At 34.3% G+C, this 24,323-nt stretch carries 24 protein-coding genes and 1 pseudogene; 16 read left to right on the forward strand and 9 right to left on the reverse strand.

Features of this window, described 5'->3' with window-relative positions; all coding sequences use genetic code 11:
- A pseudogene (locus tag ACH0CI_RS25875) lies at positions 1-1,198 on the forward strand (collagen-like protein); the annotation flags it as partial.
- A gap of 790 nt (positions 1,199-1,988) precedes the next feature.
- Here ACH0CI_RS25875 and ACH0CI_RS25880 read toward each other — a convergent pair.
- Positions 1,989-3,797 carry a hypothetical protein gene (locus ACH0CI_RS25880; RefSeq protein ID WP_406902443.1) on the reverse strand — a complete coding sequence of 603 codons (1,809 nt, stop codon included), beginning with the start codon at positions 3,795-3,797 and terminating at the stop codon, positions 1,989-1,991.
- 212 nt (positions 3,798-4,009) lie between these two features.
- On the opposite strand from ACH0CI_RS25880, the gene ACH0CI_RS25885 reads away from it, so the two are divergent.
- The 6 genes from ACH0CI_RS25885 (at position 4,010) to ACH0CI_RS25910 (ending at position 8,695) form a co-directional block, all read left to right on the forward strand.
- Complete coding sequence (locus tag ACH0CI_RS25885) at positions 4,010-5,899, forward strand: DEAD/DEAH box helicase (RefSeq protein ID WP_165573090.1); 1,890 nt, start codon at positions 4,010-4,012, stop codon at positions 5,897-5,899.
- Positions 5,900-5,902: 3 nt separating this feature from the next.
- The gene (locus ACH0CI_RS25890; protein ID WP_165573089.1) at positions 5,903-6,244 is read left to right on the forward strand and encodes a hypothetical protein; all 342 of its coding nucleotides are present in this window, start codon (positions 5,903-5,905) and stop codon (positions 6,242-6,244) included.
- Between the two features lie 388 nt (positions 6,245-6,632).
- Positions 6,633-7,898 (forward strand): Y-family DNA polymerase, encoded by a 1,266-nt coding sequence (locus tag ACH0CI_RS25895; RefSeq protein ID WP_165573088.1) that lies wholly within the window; start codon positions 6,633-6,635, stop codon positions 7,896-7,898.
- Between the two features lie 13 nt (positions 7,899-7,911).
- Positions 7,912-8,244 (forward strand): YolD-like family protein, encoded by a 333-nt coding sequence (locus ACH0CI_RS25900; protein WP_165573087.1) that lies wholly within the window; start codon positions 7,912-7,914, stop codon positions 8,242-8,244.
- A gap of 51 nt (positions 8,245-8,295) precedes the next feature.
- Positions 8,296-8,445, forward strand: coding sequence for a hypothetical protein (locus ACH0CI_RS25905; RefSeq protein ID WP_165573086.1), 150 nt, complete (start codon positions 8,296-8,298; stop codon positions 8,443-8,445).
- Positions 8,446-8,518: 73 nt separating this feature from the next.
- A complete protein-coding gene (locus tag ACH0CI_RS25910) occupies positions 8,519-8,695 on the forward strand; it encodes a DUF8096 family protein (protein WP_471873357.1) in 177 nt (58 codons plus the stop codon).
- Positions 8,696-8,918: 223 nt separating this feature from the next.
- Here the strand turns inward: ACH0CI_RS25910 and nfsA are convergent, their stop codons facing one another.
- Together nfsA and ACH0CI_RS25920 are read right to left on the reverse strand one after the other, a co-directional pair.
- Positions 8,919-9,659, reverse strand: coding sequence for an oxygen-insensitive NADPH nitroreductase (nfsA, locus tag ACH0CI_RS25915; RefSeq protein WP_165573085.1), 741 nt, complete (start codon positions 9,657-9,659; stop codon positions 8,919-8,921).
- A 111-nt stretch (positions 9,660-9,770) separates the two neighbouring features.
- Positions 9,771-10,358, reverse strand: a complete 588-nt coding sequence (locus ACH0CI_RS25920; RefSeq protein WP_165573084.1) for a TetR/AcrR family transcriptional regulator — start codon at positions 10,356-10,358, stop codon at positions 9,771-9,773.
- Positions 10,359-10,945: 587 nt separating this feature from the next.
- On the opposite strand from ACH0CI_RS25920, the gene ACH0CI_RS25925 reads away from it, so the two are divergent.
- The 4 genes from ACH0CI_RS25925 to ACH0CI_RS25940 all read left to right on the forward strand — a co-directional run bounded on the left by ACH0CI_RS25925 (position 10,946) and on the right by ACH0CI_RS25940 (position 14,379).
- Positions 10,946-11,245, forward strand: coding sequence for a hypothetical protein (locus tag ACH0CI_RS25925; RefSeq protein ID WP_165573083.1), 300 nt, complete (start codon positions 10,946-10,948; stop codon positions 11,243-11,245).
- A 12-nt stretch (positions 11,246-11,257) separates the two neighbouring features.
- Entirely contained in the window at positions 11,258-12,391 is a 1,134-nt protein-coding gene (locus ACH0CI_RS25930; protein WP_165573082.1) for an FtsK/SpoIIIE domain-containing protein, read from the forward strand.
- A complete protein-coding gene (locus ACH0CI_RS25935; RefSeq protein WP_165573081.1) occupies positions 12,388-13,080 on the forward strand; it encodes a hypothetical protein in 693 nt (230 codons plus the stop codon). The genes ACH0CI_RS25930 and ACH0CI_RS25935 overlap by 4 nt, the downstream gene beginning before the upstream one ends.
- A gap of 201 nt (positions 13,081-13,281) precedes the next feature.
- The gene (locus ACH0CI_RS25940) at positions 13,282-14,379 is read left to right on the forward strand and encodes a hypothetical protein (protein WP_165573080.1); all 1,098 of its coding nucleotides are present in this window, start codon (positions 13,282-13,284) and stop codon (positions 14,377-14,379) included.
- A gap of 58 nt (positions 14,380-14,437) precedes the next feature.
- Here the strand turns inward: ACH0CI_RS25940 and ACH0CI_RS25945 are convergent, their stop codons facing one another.
- The 5 genes from ACH0CI_RS25945 to ACH0CI_RS25965 all read right to left on the reverse strand — a co-directional run bounded on the left by ACH0CI_RS25945 (position 14,438) and on the right by ACH0CI_RS25965 (position 19,536).
- Positions 14,438-14,665, reverse strand: a complete 228-nt coding sequence (locus tag ACH0CI_RS25945) for a helix-turn-helix domain-containing protein (RefSeq protein ID WP_165573079.1) — start codon at positions 14,663-14,665, stop codon at positions 14,438-14,440.
- Positions 14,666-14,987: 322 nt separating this feature from the next.
- A complete protein-coding gene (locus ACH0CI_RS25950) occupies positions 14,988-15,548 on the reverse strand; it encodes a DUF3967 domain-containing protein (RefSeq protein WP_406902444.1) in 561 nt (186 codons plus the stop codon).
- 937 nt (positions 15,549-16,485) lie between these two features.
- Positions 16,486-17,088, reverse strand: a complete 603-nt coding sequence (locus ACH0CI_RS25955; RefSeq protein WP_165573076.1) for a hypothetical protein — start codon at positions 17,086-17,088, stop codon at positions 16,486-16,488.
- A 277-nt stretch (positions 17,089-17,365) separates the two neighbouring features.
- A complete protein-coding gene (locus ACH0CI_RS25960) occupies positions 17,366-18,145 on the reverse strand; it encodes a ParB N-terminal domain-containing protein (RefSeq protein WP_165573075.1) in 780 nt (259 codons plus the stop codon).
- Positions 18,146-18,252: 107 nt separating this feature from the next.
- Entirely contained in the window at positions 18,253-19,536 is a 1,284-nt protein-coding gene (locus ACH0CI_RS25965) for a replication protein (RefSeq protein WP_165573074.1), read from the reverse strand.
- 777 nt (positions 19,537-20,313) lie between these two features.
- Here ACH0CI_RS25965 and ACH0CI_RS25970 point away from each other — a divergent pair.
- From ACH0CI_RS25970 to ACH0CI_RS25985, 4 genes are all read left to right on the forward strand, one after another.
- A complete protein-coding gene (locus ACH0CI_RS25970; protein WP_057243312.1) occupies positions 20,314-20,568 on the forward strand; it encodes a hypothetical protein in 255 nt (84 codons plus the stop codon).
- Positions 20,569-20,813: 245 nt separating this feature from the next.
- Positions 20,814-21,446: an HAD-IA family hydrolase gene (locus tag ACH0CI_RS25975; protein ID WP_165573072.1), complete on the forward strand. Its 633-nt coding sequence runs from the start codon at positions 20,814-20,816 to the stop codon at positions 21,444-21,446.
- Positions 21,446-22,855 (forward strand): sensor histidine kinase, encoded by a 1,410-nt coding sequence (locus ACH0CI_RS25980; protein ID WP_406902445.1) that lies wholly within the window; start codon positions 21,446-21,448, stop codon positions 22,853-22,855. Before ACH0CI_RS25975 ends, ACH0CI_RS25980 begins: the two co-directional genes overlap by 1 nt.
- A complete protein-coding gene (locus ACH0CI_RS25985; protein ID WP_057243315.1) occupies positions 22,824-23,453 on the forward strand; it encodes a response regulator transcription factor in 630 nt (209 codons plus the stop codon). Before ACH0CI_RS25980 ends, ACH0CI_RS25985 begins: the two co-directional genes overlap by 32 nt.
- A 148-nt stretch (positions 23,454-23,601) precedes the next feature.
- Here the strand turns inward: ACH0CI_RS25985 and ACH0CI_RS25990 are convergent, their stop codons facing one another.
- Positions 23,602-23,997, reverse strand: a complete 396-nt coding sequence (locus tag ACH0CI_RS25990) for a helix-turn-helix transcriptional regulator (RefSeq protein ID WP_057243316.1) — start codon at positions 23,995-23,997, stop codon at positions 23,602-23,604.
- A gap of 159 nt (positions 23,998-24,156) precedes the next feature.
- On the opposite strand from ACH0CI_RS25990, the gene ACH0CI_RS25995 reads away from it, so the two are divergent.
- Positions 24,157-24,323 (forward strand): helix-turn-helix domain-containing protein (locus tag ACH0CI_RS25995; RefSeq protein WP_406902446.1); only part of this gene is annotated, 167 nt, incomplete at its 3' end.

Consider the following 24,323-nt stretch of genomic DNA (forward strand, 5'->3'; position numbering starts at 1 on the left):
TGGAGTTACTGGAGTTACTGGAGCGACTGGAGCGACTGGAGTTACTGGAGCGACTGGAGTTACTGGAGCGACTGGAGAAACTGGAGAAACTGGCGCGACTGGAGTTACTGGAGCGACTGGAGCGACTGGAGTTACCGGAGCGACTGGAGTCACTGGAGCCACTGGAATCACTGGCGCGACCGGCGCGACTGGAGTTACTGGAGTCACTGGAATCACTGGGGCTACCGGGACGACTGGAGTTACTGGAGTTACTGGAGCGACTGGAGTTACCGGAGCCACTGGAGCGACTGGAGTTACTGGAGCGACTGGAGTTACTGGAGCGACTGGAGCCACTGGAGTTACTGGAGCCACTGGAGCGACTGGAGCGACTGGAGTTACCGGAGCTACTGGGATCACTGGAGTTACTGGAGTTACTGGAGTTACTGGAGCGACTGGAGTTACTGGAGTTACTGGAGCGACTGGAGAAACTGGAGCGACTGGAGCCACTGGAATCACTGGGGCTACTGGGGCTACCGGAGAAACTGGAATCACTGGGGCTACCGGAGTCACTGGAGTTACTGGAGTTACTGGAGTTACTGGCGCGACTGGAGTTACCGGAGCGACTGGAGTCACTGGAGCCACTGGAATCACTGGCGCGACCGGGGCGACTGGAGTTACTGGAGCTACTGGAGTCACTGGAGTTACTGGAATCACTGGCGCTACCGGGGCGACCGGGGTTACTGGGGTTACTGGAGCTACTGGAATCACTGGAGCCACCGGGGCGACTGGAACTATGGCTAGTTCATATGGCTATGTGTTTAATACTGGTGCTCAAACTGTAAATACAAATGCAGATGTTGTATTCAATACTACCGGTCCTCTCTCTGGAGGAGTCTCATTCACAGCACCTTCTACGATAAATGTGGCTACTGGAGGAGTCTACCTGGTACTTTATGAGGTTATTCCATTATTTGGGTCAGGAAATACTACCGCAGCTTATGCTATTCGATTGAATGGTGTAAATCAAACTTCTGCCACTTACGGTATTATTAGCTCAAATAATATAAGCCCCACTTTAGTGGGCACTGCTATTTTAACCATTCCAAGTGGGGCAACACTAACGATTCGTAATGTAGGAGCTACAAATGATATACTTAATACTACGGCAGATGGTGCCGCAATCGTAAATGCCTCTTTTCAATTGACTAGACTAAGTTAAAATAGAAAAACTAGATATAAATTTTGCATAAGATATACCTTTTTACAAAGAAAATGTGTAAACACAAAAGAAACGGATCTGCCACTTTAGATGGTAGGTCCGTTTCTTTTGTTAGGGTTTCAATTAGCAAAAAGCAAAAAAGATCTATTTGAACTTTTAGTGTATATACAAAAATCTGCTCTTGTCCAGTAGCTTTTATTAAATAAACCGTCCGCAAAAGTATACTTTTACGAACTTTTCTTTTGTATAAAAAATCTATTATCTTTATCGTTCATTTAAGTTCTAAAATAAATTACGAACGTACTTTAAAATACATATACTTTTACGAACGTTTTTGACGGCATAAAGCTCAAATTAGCTCATAGTTTATTGAAGATTATAATTGACGGACCGAAAGGGAATTAGGTATAGGAATCATATGATAAGAAGAAACTAATTAAAATAAAATTATAAATTTTTCTTACAATTGATATATATGTAAAAAAATATATGGGAGCTCTTTTCTAAGGGAAGAAATTAATGAGTCAAACATCTAAATAACTGAAAAGATAGAAGTTAAGAGTTTAATTTATCAAAAAATTATCGGCAATCTTTAAGGAAGAAAAATATTATAAATTTTAATATAGAAATGAACAAAAAATAAAAGCCGATTTATTTAACCTGTTTGTTCAAGGATTCACCAGAGGCTGCACCTTGCAGTTAAATAATATCGGCTGTTTTTATTAATGTATGATGTTTATATTAATAAAATACCATGTAATTGAAAAGAGTACAAGGTCTATTTTTAAATTTACTCTATAAAAGAGAAAGAACTTTTAGGATAGCTAACAATTGCTTCTTTGAAATCACATAAATTTATCCATTTTTCATCATCTTTAGTCTTATTCAATGTTTTAAGGTATTCTTTATATTGCAGAGAGTCAAATCTCTTTAGTTCGTGTAACTCAGACAGTGTGTGGATTCTCTTGTTGTACATCCAACTATATGAAATAGCGTTTAAAAGCGTCTGAACATAATATTTCAGACGATAGAAAGTATTATCTAAGATTTTTCCATCATTCTCTCCACTATGAGTTAACATATTTCTTAGTCTATAAATTTGTTTTATATCATTTCTAATCATGCTCTCAAAATGTTCCAGTTGTTTATTGATTTCATGTGTTAGCGTAAGGGTTTTGGAAATTAGGTATTCTTGGCTTACATTACGATTAGTAAATCCTAGCCATTTGTCTTCTACTTTCTTTAGTTTATCGTGTTTTGAGAATAAAAATATCGTAAACTTATCTACTATCGTAAATTTAGATATATCTAAATTTGCTAGATTTAATTTATTATCTAAAAATTGCTCTACTTCTTTTGATGCTATTTTCGGTTCTTTATCCATTTGATAAATAATATCTTTAAAGAATAATTTAATAGACTTTCTAAAATGAAACAGAGACATGTAAGGAACAAAATTTTTATTTATTGTATCAATTTTATTATCATCTGCAGAATCAATAAGTAAAAACTCCATAATGCTCCATAATGACATAAATGCATACTTTTTATCAATTGTCTTTGAAGGATAATTAGTCCATTCAAGTATTTTTAGTATTTCTAATTTAGTAATATCAGATAAATTAGAAAATTGAGCATTCATGAGAAATTGGTCAAAGTATTTTATTCTCATTTTTTCATCTGTGCTGGACATATAAGGTTGAAATTCTTTACCTTTGAGATAAATTTTAAAATTTATTCCCCTCATATCTAACCTTTTGGTTAGTAAGTCACATTTTTCAACAATCTTTGTTATAGTATTATTTATATATTCTTTATCTATCTTATATATAGAAAAGAAATAGTCTATATTCGAAAAGTGATCATTTTTCGAATAATCTGTTATCCTGTTAGATCTATACATATCTAATAATTGGTCTTCAAGAAAAGAATGGAAAAATTTATAATTAGAAATATGCTTTGTCTTTTTAATAGTTAGTTCGATATCTACTTTTTCTAGTTTTTTAAACTCTTCACTACCAATTGACATTAGATGGTCTAAAATTTTATTAGTCGCTTCAAAGTGTTTTGATTTATTTTGACTGAGGATGTTGCTTACTTTAGTATAGAGAGCTTCTTTAGAATGTCCCCTAGAATAAAGATATTCAATCAATAACACTAATAATTCATCGAATAGTCTATAACACATCTCTAGTTTGTAATGGTCTATTTTTAATACTCTTTTTATAGATCTGATAATTCCTTTAAAAAAATCAACATCATGTAATATATTATGTAACCTTTGAATGGCGTGTTCACTTCCAATTTCTTTTACAAAGGAAAGGTTTACAGAATATTTTTTAACACCTCTATCAATAATTATTTCTTCCTTAACAGAGGTAATAACCTTTGTTTTTTTTATGTGTTCTTTTATTGTTTCTATAATTTGAGGACCTGCTAAGAATTTGATTTCATTGGGTAATGAAAAATATTGTCTTGTAAGTTCGTGCAAGCCTATCAAAGGAAAGTGAAATCCCACTCCTTTAATATGGGGGTTTATGGAGTTGAGTATTTGATTGCTTATGTATATTGCTTTAACGGCATTTGTATTAACTGTCATGAAGCTCTCCTATAGCATTTCTGAATATTTTAATTTCAATTATACCATATGCAGGTAGCAAACAATATAAACCCTCATTTATTACGCAAATAGTGTTTATTTTATTAAGCTTTAAAAATAGATACAAAAAACTAGTAAGTTTGATAAATTTGTAGATTTATGGTTATTTTTAACTTATATTGAAATTATCAAGCTTTTTAGGGGGTTATCGAATGGAAAATAATATAAAGAATTACTTTTTATATTCCACTCCGGATATTTTAGATAATGAAACACACGAAAAAGGTCTTAGAAACGTACAAAGACAAGCTTACGTAGATATTTGTAATCATTTCTTGCTAAGAAAATCATCTAATCATGCTGTTGCTATCCTGCCAACTGGATCTGGTAAAACAGGTGTCATGGCTATTGCTCCATACGGGATAGCTCAAGGGAGAGTTCTAATCATTACTCCGCAGCTTGTAATTAAAGACCACGTATTAGATTCGTTAGATCCCTCGTCGCCAAATAACTTTTGGTTAGAGCATAAAATATTCAGGGATTATAAAGAATTACCAATAGTAACTGAATATGACAAAAATACATTACTGTCTGAGCTAGATCAGAGTAATATTGTAATACTAAACATTCACAAAATAAGTTCTAAGAATAAAAATTCATTGTTGGACAAAGTAGATAAAGATTTTTTTGATATGATAATTATTGATGAAGCACACCACTCTCCAGCTAAGACTTGGCAAGATGCCTTAAAATACTTTGATAAAGCCAAAGTTTTAAAAGTAACTGGTACTCCTTTTAGATCTGATAGAAAAGAAATTGAAGGGGAAATTGTTATAAATTATAGGCTTGGAAAGGCTATGCAGGACGGAATAGTGAAAACTTTAAAAAACTTTGTTCTCAAGCCCGAAAAAGTTTATTTGACCATAGATAATGACCTAACAAAGAAATATACTATCGAAGAATTGGAACAAATGAATATAAAGGATAGTGATTATATTTCAAGAAGTGTTGCTTACTCCCCTGAATGTAACAAACATATAGTAGAAGCAAGTATACAAGAACTAGAAGAACGAAAGTCTCAAAGTGACATACCTCATAAAATTATAGCAGTATGCTGTAGCATTAAACATGCAGAAGATGTAAAAAAAATATATGAAGAAAAAGAATATAATGTTGTAATAGTTCATAGTAAATTAAAAAAGAATGATAAGGTAGAGTCTTTAAGAAAAATTGAGAGTCATCAAGCAGAGATTGTAATACATGTAGCAATGCTAGGAGAAGGTTATGATCATCCTTTTTTATCGGTAGCAGCAATCTTCAGACCTTATAGAAGTTTAGCTCCATATTCTCAATTTATTGGTCGCATTCTTAGAAAAATTTCAGATTCCCAGAGTAAATTAGATAATATAGGAGCTGTTATAGCTCATAGAGACTTAAAATTAGATAAACTTTGGAAGGAATACCAAGATGAGAAAGATTATTGTAGTGTAATTGAAAAAGTAAAAGGCCAAGAAAGCGCAGAAAAAAAGCTTGAAAAATCTTTAGGTAAAAGTTTAAATAGCGAAATTGGTGGCGTCGAGGTAGAAGGAGAACTTTTATCTGAAGGAGAATTCTATGAATACACCTTAGCAGCCAAAGAATATGAAGCGTATGAGCAGGAAATAGCTGCAACAGTCCAGAAATTAAAGGATTTATTTCCTAATAGTGACGAACAACAGCTAAAACAATTAGCTAGAAGTGAAAAGAAGCCCCAAAGTTTCAATCCGTTATTAAATAACCCTAAAAAGTATCGAGAAATTCTTAGAACTAGCTTCAAAGAGAAGGTTCAAATTGACATCCCTGCGACTTTATTATCTGAATTCAATTTAACAAAGGATGGGGTAGAACTTCTACAATTACCCTTAAAGAAACAACACCAATGGGTATTTATTAAAGGTGATAATGCTGCTATTATTGCTAAGTATTTAAATGCTTTATTAAAGGATAAATATGGTGATAGAAACGAATGGACATTAAGAGATTATCAAAGAGCCAATGAGGAATTGGATACATTAACAAAACATGTTAGTGTATTAATACATTCCATTGTAAAGGAAGGATAATTTATGGATAATTTAGAAAAACTCAGAAAAGAATTATGGGAAACAACTTATTTAACTCCACTACGTCCAAACGATTTATTGGAAAATACAAAAGATCCAGATTACCTTAACATCTCTTTTTCTAGAGAAGCTGAAAGTCTAAAAGGAGAATTGTTCTTTAAAGATGAGGAAAAAATCATAAAGGCAGAATATTATTTTGACTGTAATGACCATCTAGTTATAGCTAAAATTATTGAAGAAAACGACGAAATAGTAATATACGACAGAGAACAACGAAAAGCAGATATAATTAGCACCATAATGAAAAATTATGGAGTTAAAGAATTAAATTCATTTGTATCATAGACTTTATTTAATGAAAAAAGAAAAAACCTAAATGGTTTTCTCTTTTTTTATTTTTGTCTCACTTCTCCTTTTTCATATACTTCTTTTTTAAAAGGCTTTATTAATTTTGAAGCCTTTTAAGAGAACCCCTCATACTTTTAATGACTAATTTCAACTAATGATAACATTTATAGACTGTGATTTGTTTCCTCTAACAGGGGACTTTCTTTAATGATGGTGATAAAAAACTACAAATTCACTTAACGAATTAACTCTAATTCAATCAATCTTTACTTAAGAGCTACGAATAGCAATAATCGGGAAAAGGTATGATATTCCACTGGATAAAGAACGTTTGTTCGTATATAATATACAGAACAAACGTTCTTTTAGTTGAGGAGTATTTTCAATGGAGGATGAACAGCTACCAAACCGAATCATTATATGTATCGACATGAAGGCGTTCTATGCGTCCGTTTCTTCTGTCATAAGAGGATTAAATCCGTTGAAAACAAAGCTTGCGGTGGTCGGAGATATCAAACGGTCGGGATCCGTTGTATTAGCTGCCACACCCTTATTAAAGAAAGAAGGGGTCAAAACAGGAAGTCGTCTTTTCGACATTCCTAAAAGGAAAGATATCCATGTGGTGAATCCATCCATGGAGAGATACATCAAGGCTTCGACCTATATTTCGAGCTTGGTGTTACAGTATGTGGCTCCTGAGGATTTTCATGCCTATAGTATTGATGAGCTGTTTATTGATGCGACAGCTTCGTTGCATCTATTCGCTCGTACACCAGAAGAATTAGCCCATAAAATCATTTACGAGATTTATCGTAAGACACGCCTGACAGCTACGGCAGGCATAGGTCCTAATCTCTTACTGGCGAAGATAAGCTTAGACCATGAGGCAAAAAATAGCCCAACAGGAGTGGCGTATTGGCGATATGAGGATGTTCCCTTTAAGTTGTGGTCCATTCATCCAATGAAAGATTTCTGGGGAATCTCCTCTGCTACAGAAAGACGCTTGAATCGTTTAGGTATTCACTCCATCAAAGAACTGGCGCTTTCTTCTGTCGAGATGTTACGGAAAGAATTCGGTGTCCTAGGCGAAGAAATCCATCAACATGCCAATGGTATTGATTACAGTCGCATTTCGGATGTGTATATTCCTAGCTCTCGTTCGTTTGGAAAGAGTCAGATTCTTCCTCACCATTACACGAATCGAAAAGAAGTGGAATTGTTGCTGTTAGAGCTATTGGACGATGTGTGTTTTCGTTTACGGATGCATCAAGTGGTGGCCCAAACAGTTCATTTATCCATTGGCTACAGCAAACAAACAGGTGGAGGCTTCTCAAGACAAAAGAAAATGGGAAGAGCTTCAAATTTAAGCCAAGATATTTTTCCGTATTGCTTAACCATCTTACATACGTATGATAATGGAATGCCGATTCGCTCCATTGGGATCTCCTTATCCAACACCAGCATTCAAGAAGAGGAGCAAATGAGCTTATTTGAGGATATAGATCAGCGCGAAAGAGCCCATGCTCTTGCGAAAACGATTGATGAAATCCGGGTGCGTTATGGAAAGAATAGTTTGCTGCGGGCTTCAAGTCACCTCGATCATTCAACCGTTCGTTATCGAAATGGCTTACTTGGAGGCCACAAATCGTAAGGAGGACAGAAACATGGAACCTAGAGGAATGAAAAAATGGCGCCCTTTTGCTACGCTGCCAGAACAATACATAGGGTTAAAGGAAATAATAAATAAGCAACTAGAGGTAGCTCAACCTGTTTTAACAGAAGAGCAAATGGAACAGATGAATTTCACCTTAATTGAAGCCTTACATACCAATAAACAAGTATATCTTACATATTATAAAAACGGGCGCCGTATAACCGACACAGGATTCATACAATTTGTTGATTCCCTGGGGAATTTGTTTGTTTTTATCGATGACGTATTTGAGTTAAAAAATAAAATGAGGTTAAGTGAGCTAATTGATGTTCGCTTCGCTTAGTTCCTGAAGAAATCGTGTACAGGAAGCATTTATTTGGGTGGAGGGACATACATGTACAATTTTAGAGTGTACACGCTACGTGACGGTTCAAAGAGAATCATTAAACTAAAAGAAGGAGAATCCTTTAGGGAGGAACTCCAAAGAGCCAGTATTCAAGAAACACAAATTTTTCAGATGCAACTAGTGGAAAAGCCAGAGTAATTTTCACATAATCCTTTTCTATGGATGTAATTGTGTTACTCTAAGGAAAGCTAAATAGAAAAGAGTGATTAACCTGGAAGAAATAAAGGAGCAAGAGATTGATCTTGATAAAGTGTACGACTATGCTGAATTTCCTGATAAAGTGAGTGGCCGATGCGACAATTGTAATTCATCTTACTTCAAAAGTTCAGTAAAAGGTGGCGTTTTCTTACGTGAATGTCGTGAGTGTGGGATGAAGAAGAGCATCTAAGTGTAGATGATTATATAGTTAAAAGAGAAGGGTTTATCCTTCTCTTTTTTATTTGCCTTTATTTACTTCTCTCTAGGATTGGGAACATACAATAGGACAATCCCCAACATAAAAAAGAACGCATATTCCATGACTATCTAGAGATCACCCACTGTGGTAACTACTTAATATCAAAAGAATAAAAAGTAAAGTTCATCTAAATGACTATGTTAAAACAAATGTTTTAACGTTTCGCCCATCCTTTACTATTTAAGAAATCTTTCATAAAAGACCTAGGAAGACGTGCAAGACTTCCAATTGCTGTATCAGACCACGTACGGCTTTGTTTATTTCCAGAACGATTTTCATAATACAGTTTAGTAGTCTCATCATATTGTTTAATAATTTCTTTTGTATTGCTGTTATAACCATTTGTATGGTAAATACCTTCAAATGGAATTCTTGGCTTATGGTCATTACGTTTCGCTGGATAACCAACAACAAGTCCAAATACAGGAAAGACATAATCAGGAATATCAAGCAACTCAGATATTTCTATTATTGCATCCCTAACTCCACCTATATAACAAACACCTAACCCCATAGATTCAGCAGCAATAACTAAGTTTTGAGATGCCAGTGATGCATCTATAGCACCTACTAGTGCAGCATCTATTCCCTCAATTGTCTCTGTGATATCTATCTCTAAATCTTCGGCCATTTGTTTATGACGATTTACGTCGGCACAAAATACGAAAAAATGTCCTCCTTCTGCTATAAATGGTTGGTCACCTGCGAGTTTTGCTATTTTTTGTTTTAATTCTGGATCAGTCACGCCGATAATGGAATATGCTTGCTGAAAACTTGCAGTTGAAGCTGCTTGCGCTGCAGTTACTAACTGCTTGATTTGCTCCTCTGTTAAAGGTCGATTGGTAAAAGAACGAACAGACACATGTTTTAAGATGGTTTCGATAGTTTGATTCATTTTAATTTCCCCTTCTACTCTAAATTTTTTAATGTTGATTGCGATTATAACTTCACATTTTTATTTTTGAACGAACAGTACAAAAATATGCTAAAAAAACGGCAAATCCATCTAATTGATGTTTGCCAGAGCTCCCTCGACAATTTGTTCTGCCATATCACGACTTCGTGTAGTGGCATTGAGAGTACGGAGACCATAAAAACTACACAGAAACGTCCTTGACAAGTCTAAAACAGACCTGTTAGATGTAATTTCTCCAGATTTAATTCCTTCTTCTATCACACGATACAGGACACCTTCTAGACGCTCTGCGTGGCGATTAGCTACGTTCTCTACCGTGGAGTCGGTTCGACCACGCTCCATAGTGGCGCTAATCAACAAACAGCCTTTACTCGTATCCTGAAAATCCTCTTCTACGGCCCATTCCAACAAATCGCGCAGCCTTTCTTTTACAGGAACAGGACGCTCTAAAATATCAATTTGCACTTGAATCCAGTACTCATGATAATGTTGGAGTGTTTGCTCATATAATTCATGTTTACTTCCAAATGTATTATATAAGCTTCCACGGCCAAGCCCTGTACTCTTGCATAAATCCTCAGTAGAGCATCCTTCATATCCTTTTAACCAAAAAGCATTCATAGCCGCATCAAGCACTTTTGGCTTATTAAATTCACGTGGTCTTCCACTTTTACTCATTGTGTCCCCTCCTTTAAAAAGTAATGTTGGATACAGTATAAACACTTTTGTAACGTTCAGTCAATAATTAAAATTCCTCCCCCCCATTTGTTTACTGTGCCTATCGCTTACAATTTGTTCTTTTTTGTGATGATTAATGCATTTTTATTTACTTTTTTTAGGATCATGCTCCCACTGCTCCTTATTATGTTCTAATTTAACCTTTGAGACATCTTAGGATCTCTCGTCCATTTATTAAAAAGAATAAACCATTGGGACAACTTCTAGCATCTATAATCCAAGCACACCTTACATCACTACCTACTCCTTCCTTACTGCAGTAAGGGTTCTTTTTTATTTTTTGATTGGACAGGCAAGCTTACTGCAGTAGCTACATAGTATCTAAAGGATTGTAACTTCATTATCTACTTAGTAGCTAGTTCATTATCCCTACCGCGTTAATACAAACTGTATACGCCTCGTGAAGCCATTTGTGGAACCTGTAAGGGAGCTGAGCCGAAGAGGCGAAGGGGGCGACCGGATACGGCGAGCTGAAAAACAGGTACGTCAAAAGCAAAAAAATTAAAAGAATGAAAGTAGGTATCAACATGAGAAAAACGCATGATAGTACTTTTCGAAAATTCTTCCATCACTCATTTTTTAAACCCTCAACAAAACCCCGTCCTTCCAAGGCTTATTCCTTTGTTCCTTTTAGTCCCCTAGCTATGCTTGACCCAACTATCTTGACCATAGGAGGCATTGTCTTAGGAATTGCGATTATTGAACGGATTTTAGAACGTTGGGGTGTCATTGACCTTGTAGACCAGTTCGCAAAGGTGATGCGCTTTATCCTGCCTGTCACCTTCTATAGCGCCTTGATTTACTTTTTTGCGACTTTTATGTTCTGAGGAGGAATGTGTATGTTTGAAAAACTAAAATTGCGTGGTCAATTGATTAAAGCGTTTCGTACGGCAGAGATTTATCGGGTAGTAAAACGTGGAGACCGGACCTCTTATCTCTTTCCTAAAATTCATCAAATTGATAACCATCATACGTATACTCGGTACGCCTTTTCCTTATTGAATGGCATTGATCCTGAACTCTTAAACAAAAAAAGATGGGCCTTACGACAAGTATTAGGCAGCAATATTGAAGTGAATGGCAGCTTAAAAAATTTTAGTATTACCGTTCATCACAAAGACTTACCTACCATGCTTAAATATGATTATGAAACAATTCATCCTCACATTGAGAAGATGGAGCTGCCTGTCTGTATTGGTAAAGAAATCTATGGAAACTTCATTTCGTGGGACTTTGCGGATCTGGAAACCTTGCTAATATCGGGTGAAATTGGCGCAGGAAAAAGTAGTCTCATGCGTGTGATTCTCACAACATGGGTAAAATATTCCTCTCCTGAAGACTTGCGCTTAGTGTTGGTGGATCTTAAACGAGCAGATTTGGGGCTGTTTCATGGTATTGAGCATGTGGATGCGCTTTGCTTTGAGGCTAAGGATATGAGAAAACCTTTTGCTTTATTACGAGCTGAAATGTATCGAAGAGGCGATTTATTGTTAGAGCATGGCGTAACACATATAAGCAGGCTTCCTTTTAAGCTACCTCGTATCGTTGTGGTAATTGATGAAATGTCCATAGTGAAGAGAGAAACGGATCTTGTAGAGATGATTCAACAGTTTGCCAGCCAAGGTCGTGCACTAGGTGTTCATACGATTATTGCCATGCAGCGCCCAGATGCAGATTTATTAAATTCAGCACTCAAAGCAAACTTACGAGTTCGGATCTCTGGAAGGCAAGCCGATGCCACGAATGCAAAGGTGGCAGGTGTACTTGGGGCAGAAGAAATTGATGCCGCAGCCAGGGGACGCATGAAAATTAAAATTGATGAGGTCAAAGAGTTTCAAGCCTATTTCTTAGATGAAGGAGCTTGTAAGGAAATACTTTCACCTTATAAAACGCTCGTGAAAGATCCTGAACCAGAACTAGAAGTGGTATCACAGTCCATCTTCGGGTTATTAGAGAAGGAGGAGCAGCGATGAGTTTCCGGTTATCTCAGCGTGATAAAGACATCATAGCGTTTATTAATCAATTTAGAGCCGTAGATCGAGACTCATTAGTTGACCTCTTCTTTAAACAGCTTAAATCGCCTATAAATGCATGTAACAGTGTCATGGTACGTTTATATCGATTAGGGCTTATTGAACGCACACAGCAGTATTCTCCAACCGTCTATTTGCCCGTGGATGCAAAGATTAAAAAGAACTCTCAAAAAATATTACATTTCCTTTCTATCCTGGATGTCTATAAGCAAATGTGTACGTATAGCACACCTAAACAGGTTATTGTCGAAGATAAGCCCACTGGAAGAAAAGGAGGAATTGAACCGGATCTGTTTTGTATTTTTAAAGGATCTCCCTTTTGGATTGAAATTCAGAGAAATCAGTATTCCGAACAGAAAATGCAGGCAAAGATTAACCTGTATGAGGAGTTCTTCTTTTCAGATGAGTGGAAAGCCTTGCATTGGCAGCCAGAAGAACGGTCACCTATCTTCCCCTCTGTCATTTTGATTACACCTGTTCGGTATGCTGTGTCTTCTGATCATATCCGAATTATACAAGTGGCAAGTATTCACGAACTTATGGAGAAATATAAGAATCCTAGCAAGCAGTATGAGGCAAAAAGAAAAGTTAATTCTTCTTTTAGTGGGATTAAAATCAATTTATCCTAAGCCATAAGCCAATGGTTAATAAGTTGATTTTCTAATAATGCGCTTTAATTTTGCCTTCTTAAAGTGAATTATTAATTATAAAAAAGGAAAGGACAGGAGATTAACCACTTCCAGTTAATCTCTTTTTAACCTAAATTATCTATGTAAATATCAAAAAGAGGTGTAAAATTTAATCTTAAACTATTTAAGGGAGATTTTTATATGAGCGTACTTACCTTTTTTATCAGTAACAAGATATTAGGATTAGCAATAATACATACGAAATGGTTTCAAACTCTTGCCACTGCACTGGTTGCAGCTTGGTTCACGCAATGGTTAAATAATAATTTAACTAGAGAACGAGAAAGAGAAAATAAGCTCAAAGAAACGTTTAAAGAATTTTATGACAAAATAGTACCAGAAGTTTATGACTACTTTTCAATAGAGACCGATTTTAAAAAAGGAAATGATCTTAAAGCTAGCGTGAATCCAAGGGAAATAAAAAAGAGTATTTTAGAGACAATTTCTGAAAATATGATACATATAAATTCAGAAATACACACAGCATATAGAAAAATAATACGGAACAAGTATTTTGATGATAATAGTGGATTTTCTGCAGAAGTAGATGAAATAACCTTGCTTCACATAATTCTAGAGGAATACATTAAGCTTGCAGAGAAGAATGAATATGCAGACACTACTGTAGCCATTCGGCATGCTTGCTTGTTGTTAATATGGAAAAACGTTGTGATTAATTGTCAAAGTTATGAGATGGCATATTCTGCAATTTCGAGGAATTTCGATTTTAATATTGAGAAATTAGACAAAGAAATGTTACGACGACTAAAGGAACTAGAAAAATTAGAAATGTACTCTTATGAGCGTAATACGCTATTTAGAACATTATTAACCAATTTAATTAAAGATGGTATGAGTAATGAAAAAAAAGAAGAGTTTTTGAAGCTTTTTTTCGAAAATAATGAGGAGATCAGTGATAGTCGTATTATATCCATCCTAGAAAATCTTGACTTAGATCCAGGGCAATTAACAATAGAAGAACGAGTTATGTATCGTAATCAATTATTGATAGAGTTGTACAATAATAAATATCGCATAAATGAAGATCCTAGATACCCATTTATCTATCCAAGTGAAAACCTTGATTCACTATTTAATGAATTAAGAAATGCTATTAATTATTGGAAAGAAAAGGAGATGGTAAGATTTGAACCTGGTTCAGACCATGTAAAATTAGTACTTACAGCAGCTGGTGAAGACCAATATGAAAAAGAGATCTATCCAGATGATGAATTATGAAGCTAAAACATTCTTATAGACTAACTGATTTAGGTAAAGGCACATTAATTGTGCCTTTTTATATGTCAAAAAAATCTTTTGGGTGTTTATTATTGTCTACTTTCCTTACAGCGTTCATAACCTTTTTTAAAATGTATGCACTAGGTATGTAATTTTTATCGTTACAAAGCTTCCAAACTGTATTTCTAGAAACTTTACTCTTTGTAGCAAAATCTGTTTGCTGAATTCCTTCTGAATCAAGCCACTTTCCAAATTTGGACCTCTTAGGGTTTTTCCACCATAACATTTTCTACGCCTCCTCTATATTAGTAAAATGGCCAAATTTAGGATTATATAATCAAATTTATTCAAATTTATTCATATTGTACAAGCTACCTATCATATGATTTAAAAAGAAATAGAAAAAAATTATCTTAATACCTATAAGCTTATAGAATAATGTCGATATTTTTGTCATAAACATATAGCATGAATACAGTTAAGACCGCCTTATACACTAATACGTAATGGGCGGTCTTTGTTACGAGTATGCTATAGTTTTAATATTATATAAAAAGATAATTTTCCTAATAAAAAAAGACCTCTTGTCTATAGAGGTCTTTTTTGTTTCATTTCTTCCCAAAAAGTTTGGAAAGAAACCCTTTTGGATGTTCTGCTTTTTCTTCTGCGCTAGTGGCTATAAGTTTTTTTGTATCCTGAAGCTCTCTAATAGCACTTGTTATCTGATCATCTCTTTTGTTAATACTTTCCGTTATGTACTTTGTTTGCTCATCCAAACGGTTAATTAATTCACGGTTAAAACGTTCTATCCTATCTAGTCGCTCATCTTGCTTTTTTACATGTTCTAAAATAGCAGCTACATCATTAGCAGAATAGATCTTTTCATCAGCATTATCCTCGTTCTTTTGTTCTTCAGTTGGATCTACTTCTATAAATTCAGAAATAACTGTATTCACGGCGCTATCTAACGTCATAACGCCTGCTTGAGTTAGCTCCACTATCCTTTTTAAAGCTGCAACATCCTTTTTTGTAAAAGCTCTTTGCTGTTTATCATTACGCTGAATATTATATCCTTTTGCTTCTAATGCAAGGGCATATTTACGAATAGTAGATGTTCCAATCCCTACCATATCTGCTGCCTCGGCCGTCCAATACACTCTCTCTTCCATAATAAAAACGCCCCCCGTTATACCTCGTTTTACTTTTCTAATATTAAATGAAATAACCTTAATATATCAACGAAAATTAATCAAAACGGCGTTATGCGGATAGCGTTACGCCTAAAGAGATAGGTTCTGCAAAGAAGATTATCTTTATTTTTAATGCGTTTATTTGTAACTTTTCTATCCTTTGAGTTCTTACTGAATATTTTTATAACACTCTTTAGTTTCCACTATGTCTCTTTTTTGAGGAAAGTATAATGACTAAAGTTACAACTATTTTTATATAACGCCTGCCAGTATAATGCGTCATATAAACTTCTACAAATAGATAAAAAAACCTTTAACAAAAGGTTTTTTTATCTATAACGCCACCGTACGCTGTACGTTATGCGCTACATGTAATCTTTCGTTCGTTTAAATTTCCAGAGAGTTAACGAATCTTTAAATAACGCTATTCGCTACATAGCGTTTTACGAATGATCACACAGTTCTAAAAAACCTTAATATAAAAAGGTCTAATTTATATAACGCCGTCATGCGCATAGCGTTACGTTAGTTTAACTAGAGTTAGACTCAATTTGAATTTTAAGAGTTTTAGTGAAACTAAGATTACTATATCCATTTTTAGTTCAACTCTAATTGAACTAAAGTTAAACTAGAGTTGAACTAAAATATAATTAAGTACTTATATGTAATTTGCACACAAAAAAATCTCTGCATAGAGTATATACAGAGATTTTTAAAAACTACAGTACATATATAAGTTAGTATTTTCTAATTACACCTTTAAATCAAACTTTTTAGTTCTTTGAATGTAAAGCAGAAAAGACAATGCGCTCATTTGATAGGTATGTCTTTTGCTTTGAGAATAGCTTTAATCCGATAATATCAGGGTGAATATGCACAGTGATGGAATGATAATGTAACCCGTGAGATTCTTGTTTTAGTTTTGGTTAACATATTTCACCTTTAATCCACCTTTAAAAGTCTTGCGCTCAAGAATAAGTGGTTCATCCTTAGTAGATTTTGATTCAATAATTTTATAATGAGGGGTTATAATTTTCTTGTCTATATCTACTTGTGCTACCAGTAATTTATCTCCATTTTGTTCTATAACAACTAGAGGGATCTTTTTCTCATCGGTTTTCTCGTAAATAACTAGATAATCTTCCTTTTGAGCTGCCTCTGTTCCACCTTTTGCCTCTAAAATTAACAACGTTCCTATTAGAAAGGACATAAAACAAATAAATCTAGGTAGTTTTTTTGTTTTAACAGTCATAATAAAAGAAATAATATTCTTTTTCCAAGGAGTTGTTTTTTTTCTATAAGGTATACACTTCTTATCCAGTGCCCAGTCAAGGAATACAAAAATGGTAATAATCCAATAAGTAGTCTGTGGAATAATTTCTTTAATTTGTTTATTAAAGAAATAAGGTAAAAATACAAAAGTAGTAATAGCTAAAAAGAATGCTATAAGTGCAGTACGATGTAGCTTGCCTTCCTGTCTTATAGGAAGCAACATAAAGCAAAGAGCCACAAATAGCATGCAACAGCCTGCGATAAAAATAAGGATATAATTAAAGGAAGTTGCAATATAATAAATCTCTACCTTATCTAGATTAATGTCATTGATTCCATAATAACCAAGAAACCCTTGTTTAAATACAAAGCCTAAAGATAAGTAAACCCTGTCAAAATTAGAACTATGATTGATGCGTCCATCATAGACATACTTAAAGATTTTTTTTCCTTTTCGTCTAAATTAACCAGTGGTGTGCTATTAGTTTCTCCACGATTACTCTCCATTTTTCCACCTTGCAATCCTATTTTTGATATTCATAGACCACAGGAACTTTATCAATTTTAACAGTTTTAGCCACAATATAACGACGATAGCCATCCTTTAAAACCTTCGTTTCTTTCTCAATCGTTAACGGCTTGTCAAGGTGTCCTGTACGCTTTACAAATTCAATGACTTCTTCTGTTTTCACAGGGTTTGGACGTGTCTTTAAGAAGGCTTCAGGAACGATAATGTCCTCAAAACTCACGACATCCTTTGTCCCTTTTGGCTGAATAGGTTGCTGCTTCTTTTGTGGCGCAGCCTTTTTCTCTTGAACAGGTGTTTCTTTCACTTCTGGCTGTACCGTTTCAGTGTCATTTTTCTCTTCTTTTGCTATAGGTTGAGAAACAGGATCTTGTTTTTCTTCCTGCTTGGTAGCTGCAACCTCTTGTTGAGCCTTAGAAACCTCCTGTTTGGCTTCTTTCTTATCTTTTGACTCATTGGCTTCTTTATCGTTTTTATTCGGGAGAACGGTAATCTGGAAGCAGATGATACCAATTTCTCCAGGGCACTCGTCAATAGGAATATCTAACGTTGGTTCCCCTTGAACTAAGATCTTTTCATGCATAATACTCTTTTTTGTCAGTCCGGTTTTATTGAAGGCTTTCTTTGCAACAAACACGGTATACGAAATAAAGGTGCTCTTTTTCAGACCTTTCGGCGCAGAAGGTGAGCCTTTTTCACGCATATCAAAGGCAACGTAGCGATCATATTCTCGTAGTGGTCCTGTCGCAGAACCTGTTAGGGTCATTTTATGTGGCATAGTGATCTCCTCCTATATAGATTTATATATTAGTTATTTAGAAGCATGTTCTAAATAATGATACTCTTAGTAAACATCAGCTTCCAAGGGATTTCTTCACTTTTTGATTACGAAACGGTGTCCTGTAATTGGGCATGTTCGTGTAATAAAGCCTGTTCTTCAGGTGTTAAAGCTTGTCCTAGGTCCTGCTTCAGCTGCGCCATTTCTAACGAACTGTACGTAGTACTGTGCTCTTTGAGTAAGTTTTCTTCTTCTGGCGTTAGTTCTTGCCCTAAATCCTGCTTTAACTGAATCATTTCAAGCTGTTGATCCAAAGAAATAGTTTCTTCTTTTGTACACTCATTTTGCTCCTGTTCAGCTTGTAACCAAGCAGGAACCAATTCCTTGCGGATGATATGTTTAGGCGTAAATAAAGCTGTCTTAGCTTCAGTATGTATGTCTGATTCAGATGTTGGTTCTTCTGTATTCCCTTTAAGTAGATTCGTAAATTGATTGTAAGCAATTTGATAAACAAGACGACACATTTCATCTAGCGATAGGGAAGTACCCTTATGATTTGCCTCATGGACATATTTATCTAAGCCTACAATAGCTGTATAAGCCACTTCATGTACTTGCTCTTTGATAATCTCAATCTCTGTATCTCGTTTTACGGCTTTAGCTGCATTTTGAATACGAGCATAAAAATCTTTTAGTTGATGACCATATTTACCTGCGTACACGTTATTTACTTTCTTAGGAACACCTTTGATATAAGCAAATGACTGTGAAGCAGATATTAAATGATTATTTAAATGATTTTTAGGTAAATCAAGGTTAATAAAGGGGGACGAAGCTTTTTCGCCCTCTAAGCTTGGTGTATCAACGTTTTCAGCACTTTCTGGACTTGTCACAGGAGTTGTCACAGGAGTTGTCATTTCTTCTTGTTGAAGTGTTTGAATACCTGTCGTATCGTGTGCAAAAAAGATTTCCTCACAAATTTGATTAAAATTCTTGTGACTTTTAAGAATAAACACATAGCTGTCAGGATGAGCACCTGTTGTATCTTCTTTAATATAACGGGCCACGATCATAAACGGTGTTGCCTTTAACGATTTTACAAAGCGAGAAACGGTACTTTGGGATACATCAAACTTCTCCATAAGTGTCTTTGAGTGAATCGCTTGAATACCTGTGGCAACAAGGTTATAAATCACGTAATCTAACATTTCCATCCGTTTTTTAGGGAATACTTTATGTAGGGCTTCTTGCTGTTGTTTAAAATAAGTACGAAGGGTTTCTAAAAACGCTTCTTTCTTTTTACGAAGGGTTGGTTTTTCTTTCCATAACCATGTGAATCGTCCGTTAAAGCTATTTACATCGGGTAAATAGCAAGTCAATATCTTGTTCATCTGTTCATCTTCTCCTTTTTGGGACACAAAAAAAGACACTGTTTCCCTGAAGAAAGGAAAACAATGTCTGGATTTTGATGAACTAAGCCCTTGAAATAGATGTCAATTTCGTATAAAATAAAGCCATAAGTTTTATTTTATACAAAACTAAACTATTAACAAGAGACTTCGACAAGTGTTTTCCCTACCGTAACTAGGGGGAACGGTTTAAGAGTGTTAGAGCACTACTTAAACAGTTGAAGTCTTTTTTCTATCCGCACGTTTTTGTTAGTTTTATTATAGCGTTAACTAGTCTCATAATTCAATAAAAATTAGCAAAATATATCAAAACAAGTATATTTAGCTATGAGTGATCCTGTATTGTTGCAGGAATCACCTTTATCATATATGAGGTTTTTAGATTAGGGGAGGGGAAAAAAGTTTCCCCTCCTCAAGTGTTTTAAAGTATGTTATAATATTCCGTTTTTAATAGTGTTGAGAATTTAGTGAATTAGTACAATTTCAATGGTAATAGTAAATAGTCGTTCTGGGTAGTGTCATTTTTTATAGTACTTTTTCTAAAAAGGGACTATAAAAAATGACACTATGCAAAATGTTAAAAATATGATATAGGCAGCTTCTACTTATAAATGTAGAAGCTGATTTTTTGTTATTGTATGAGGGGAAAATCGTCCTATTGGAAAATTAGGGATTACAAGTTAATCTTAAGTTAAACTAATTTATTTATATTTACAAAATAGGATAATTATAGATATTGAAAAAGAGGGAGTGAACCAGATGGAAATGTTAAAAAATAATGCAGTTCCAGCTCTTATAGTTTTCCTTATAGTAGGTGTGGTATTTACTGTTTTATTTATGTTGAAAGGCTTGTTATTACAGCTTATAGGAGCAGCATTAATTATCGTTGCAGCAGTCTTTTGTATTTTTTGTGGTCTGTATCTGTTCGGCTATATAGTGTTGGGAGTAATAGGTCTAGTGGCTCCTATTATTGGTTTGTTATTAATAATTGGAATATTTATGTGGATTTTCTAAGGGAAATATATGAAAAAATGAGACTTAAGAAGCTTATTTAGTGGTAAATATAGGTATAAAAAGAACAAAATACATTTTTATGTAATTGTTAAACAATTATTTAGGTCTAATGAATCCGCAAAAAGAATTCAAAAAATGTAAAAAAAAGGCATTCTGTTCTATTTGAAAAGGAATGGTAGTTTGATAAAATAAACAATAGACCAAACGAATGTTCTTATATTATTTAAATGAATGGAAGTGAAGCAATGACTAAAACAATAATTTTCGATTTTGATGGCACTCTAGTTGAATCAGGACAGGTAGTATTTGATCTTTTTAATAGCTTTGCTGATAAATACAAGTACACTAGAATGCCTCAAGAACAAAGCGACTATATTCGTACAATTACATTTAAGGAACGTTTTAAAAAATTTAATGTTCCATTATTTAAAATTCCGATGCTGACGATTGATATTGTAAGGAAGTACAAAGAAATGATTCCAGATCTTGAAGCAATTGGGGACATTAAACATGTGTTACATGAGCTAAAAAAAGCAGGGTTTAAATTAATCCTTATTTCTGCAAATTCAAAAGAAAATATTAGAAAATTCTTAGAACTTAATGATATGGATTATTTCGAAGAGATCCTTACTTCTCATCGATTCTTTGGAAGGCATGTAACACTCAATAATTACATGAAAAAAACAAAGACACAGAGTGAGGATATTATATTTGTCGGTGATGAACATCGCGACATTATAGCCTGTAAGAAGAGTAATATCAAAATTATATCAGTGACATGGGGGTATGATTTCGAGGTGCTTTTAAATGAAGCAAATCCTGATTTCATTGTAAGAAAACCAGAAGAAATCCTAAATGTTATTCAAGAGGCCGTCTAATGATTATTTTGTTCCTAGTGAGCGCTGTTTTTGCGATTATCTGTTATAAGTATGATCCAAAATCACCGCCTTTAAGATGGGTAGTATTTCTTTTAATTTGTGGTTCATTAGCCGGTTTATCCCGTGCTATTATTGAATCTTTTATACCTGCTTTAAATAGGAATGATATAAATTCAGAATGGATTAACACATTACTTTATTATTTAAGGATTATAACAGGGTTTGTTTCTATTTATTTTTGTCCATATGGCATTTTGATGCATGCAATCACATATAGCACAAAGCTTACAGCCAAAATGACAAGGATTTTAAAGTACGTCTTATTAATTCCTATACCATTTATGCTTAAGACAACTGTCTACATACCTGACATCATACCTGATTTTGATAACATGCTCTACTGGGCTGTTCCTTATATTGTTATTGCTTGTATTCTTCACCTTTATGGATACTTTACCGAAAAGGATAAACAAAAGAGAAAAAGTCGATTTATAACGTTATCCCTCATGTTTCCGGTGATATTATCAGCTCTTATTTTAAACTATATAATGCGTGTATTTAATAGTGGTAATCAAGAATGGCGATATATTATTTTTTTCATTGTCGCTTCTTTCTTTGTTTTTATCTGGAAAGCTCTTGGTACAGCTGGTTCATTGAATGGTATTAGACTTAGGTATGAAAGAGAAGCACATGAGAGAACAAGACAAGCAGTTAACCAGGGGGCAGCTTTAATAAATCATGCTATAAAGAACCAGATTTATAAGATTGATACGAGCTTACAGACCATTGATTTAAACCAATTAGATAACTCATCTAAAAAGTCTGTTCAGATCATTGATCGAAGTGCAAAACACTTAATGGAGATCATGGAACGCATGCACCATAAGACTCAAGAGATCAAAATTGTTAAGAGTAAGAATAGTTTGATTGATCTTGTAGAGGCCAGTCTAGAAAACGAAAAATCGGAGTTGGCTAAAAAAAGTATAGAGGTTACTAAAGTATATACAGTAAAAGAACCTTACGTTTTCTGTGATAAAACACATACATTTGAGGTGTTTTTAAATATTCTCAGAAACTCAATTGAAGCAGTAGAGGGTAATGGAAAGATTAATATCTCTATCTTACAAAAAAACAATAAGAATGTAATGGTACGCTTTTCGGATAATGGAATTGGTATTCCTCAAGAGCATTTAAGGCATGTTACTGATCCATTTTTTAGTACGAAACAAAATAAAGGTAAAAATTATGGTATGGGCTTAAATCAATGTAATGAGGTCATGTATAAGACAGGTGGTAGTCTCAAAATAGATAGTAAGGTCAATGAAGGTACAACGCTCACGCTAATATTTCCAATACATTTGAAAAAGGGTGATGTATATGAAGAACATAATTCGAGTCGTGCTAATTGAAGACGATCCAGATTGGCTCAGTATCATGGAAAATATCATTGGAAAAGAAGAAGACATGATGCTAGTGGGGTGTGCTCAAACACAAGAAGAAGGTATAACACTTTCTCACGCTCTAAGCAATATTGATATATTCCTTGTAGATATTAATTTATCGGGGGCTAATCTCGATGGGATATATACAGCATTAGAGTTAAAGCGTAGCAAGACATCTAAAGTCATTATGTTAACATCACTGTCAGATGAGGAAGTTATTCAGCAAGCTTTTACAGCCGGAGCAACAAATTATATTTTGAAAAAGGATGCTGCTCGTATACCTGAAATTATTCGTTCTACCTACCATGCTGAAACGAATCCAGTCGAGGTTTTGTTAAAAGACTATCGTCGTATGAAGACAGAAGAGCAGCTAAAAGACTTAACCAATGCTGAACGAGCTGTATATCAGTTAATGGAAAAAGGATTATCAAGAAGTGAGATCCAAGAAAAACTAGTGAAATCAAGCAATACAATTAAAAATCAAATTCAAAGCATATTAAAAAAATTATCTGTTTCCGATGTTAAAGCTGCCATTAATAAAGCGAGATCGGGAGGGATAAGATAACCATACTCTGTATGGTTATTTTTTTTGCCTAATGACTAAAAAATATAGTCCATTTTTTAGAAGAGTACTATATTTCTTAGTACCTTTTTAAAAAATGGACTATAAAAAAACGCACTACCCAGTGTTTGAATACACTTATATCATATATTTATAACCTATTATTCATTAACGAGTTAAGTAAAGATTTTAAAGATTCTCTGTCGGCCTGTGGTAATCGATTAACTTTTAAAAGTATATCTGTAAGCAGCCTAACTTCGTCAGAAGATAAAGAACTAATTAAATTTGTAAGTTGGCTTATTTCAGGAGTATAAGAGGCATCTGTTTTTTCTTGGGAAGCATTTATAGGCAAGACATCGTTAAGCGTGACACCAAGAGCATTGCAAATTTTTGTTAAAGATTCAACATGTATAGATCTATTACCTCTCTCTATTTGACTTATCGTACTTTGTGATGTGTCTGATAAATCTCCCAACTCTTGAGTAGTTAATTTCATTGCTTTTCGATATTCTTTAATTTTTGATCCCATGTATTGTTTTATATCCATTGTTTTTCATCCTTACAGAAAAGAGTTTATTTAAGTTTATCTTATCAAAAAAAATCCCTAAATATAAACTCTTTAAGAAAAGAGAATAAATTTATTTAAAAAATTATTCGTAAATGTATTTACAAATTATTCAGAATCGACTATTATGTAATCAAGGAGGTGCTGGAAATAAAGACCATACGAGAAAAGAGGAAAGAGAGAAATTGGAGCCAAATCTATCTAGCTCAAGTATCAGGAGTCCCGCAACCTACTATTTCTCAAATCGAAAATGGGACTCGTCAATATCCGACGTTTGAAAATATGAAGAAAATCGCAGAGGCATTGGA

It is taken from the genome of Priestia sp. 179-F W1.4 NHS, assembly GCF_045369295.1.
Lineage (GTDB): Bacteria > Bacillota > Bacilli > Bacillales > Bacillaceae_H > Priestia > Priestia zanthoxyli.

Coding starts and splice junctions, on each gene's coding strand:
- ACH0CI_RS25880 (WP_406902443.1), bottom strand. CDS start 3,797: ATGACAGTTAATACAAATGCCGTTAAAGCAATATACATAAGCAATCAA.
- ACH0CI_RS25885 (WP_165573090.1), top strand. CDS start 4,010: ATGGAAAATAATATAAAGAATTACTTTTTATATTCCACTCCGGATATT.
- ACH0CI_RS25890 (WP_165573089.1), top strand. CDS start 5,903: ATGGATAATTTAGAAAAACTCAGAAAAGAATTATGGGAAACAACTTAT.
- ACH0CI_RS25895 (WP_165573088.1), top strand. CDS start 6,633: ATGGAGGATGAACAGCTACCAAACCGAATCATTATATGTATCGACATG.
- ACH0CI_RS25900 (WP_165573087.1), top strand. CDS start 7,912: ATGGAACCTAGAGGAATGAAAAAATGGCGCCCTTTTGCTACGCTGCCA.
- ACH0CI_RS25905 (WP_165573086.1), top strand. CDS start 8,296: ATGTACAATTTTAGAGTGTACACGCTACGTGACGGTTCAAAGAGAATC.
- nfsA (WP_165573085.1), bottom strand. CDS start 9,659: ATGAATCAAACTATCGAAACCATCTTAAAACATGTGTCTGTTCGTTCT.
- ACH0CI_RS25920 (WP_165573084.1), bottom strand. CDS start 10,358: ATGAGTAAAAGTGGAAGACCACGTGAATTTAATAAGCCAAAAGTGCTT.
- ACH0CI_RS25925 (WP_165573083.1), top strand. CDS start 10,946: ATGAGAAAAACGCATGATAGTACTTTTCGAAAATTCTTCCATCACTCA.
- ACH0CI_RS25930 (WP_165573082.1), top strand. CDS start 11,258: ATGTTTGAAAAACTAAAATTGCGTGGTCAATTGATTAAAGCGTTTCGT.
- ACH0CI_RS25935 (WP_165573081.1), top strand. CDS start 12,388: ATGAGTTTCCGGTTATCTCAGCGTGATAAAGACATCATAGCGTTTATT.
- ACH0CI_RS25940 (WP_165573080.1), top strand. CDS start 13,282: ATGAGCGTACTTACCTTTTTTATCAGTAACAAGATATTAGGATTAGCA.
- ACH0CI_RS25945 (WP_165573079.1), bottom strand. CDS start 14,665: ATGTTATGGTGGAAAAACCCTAAGAGGTCCAAATTTGGAAAGTGGCTT.
- ACH0CI_RS25950 (WP_406902444.1), bottom strand. CDS start 15,548: ATGGAAGAGAGAGTGTATTGGACGGCCGAGGCAGCAGATATGGTAGGG.
- ACH0CI_RS25955 (WP_165573076.1), bottom strand. CDS start 17,088: ATGCTATTTGTGGCTCTTTGCTTTATGTTGCTTCCTATAAGACAGGAA.
- ACH0CI_RS25960 (WP_165573075.1), bottom strand. CDS start 18,145: ATGCCACATAAAATGACCCTAACAGGTTCTGCGACAGGACCACTACGA.
- ACH0CI_RS25965 (WP_165573074.1), bottom strand. CDS start 19,536: ATGAACAAGATATTGACTTGCTATTTACCCGATGTAAATAGCTTTAAC.
- ACH0CI_RS25970 (WP_057243312.1), top strand. CDS start 20,314: ATGGAAATGTTAAAAAATAATGCAGTTCCAGCTCTTATAGTTTTCCTT.
- ACH0CI_RS25975 (WP_165573072.1), top strand. CDS start 20,814: ATGACTAAAACAATAATTTTCGATTTTGATGGCACTCTAGTTGAATCA.
- ACH0CI_RS25980 (WP_406902445.1), top strand. CDS start 21,446: ATGATTATTTTGTTCCTAGTGAGCGCTGTTTTTGCGATTATCTGTTAT.
- ACH0CI_RS25985 (WP_057243315.1), top strand. CDS start 22,824: ATGAAGAACATAATTCGAGTCGTGCTAATTGAAGACGATCCAGATTGG.
- ACH0CI_RS25990 (WP_057243316.1), bottom strand. CDS start 23,997: ATGGATATAAAACAATACATGGGATCAAAAATTAAAGAATATCGAAAA.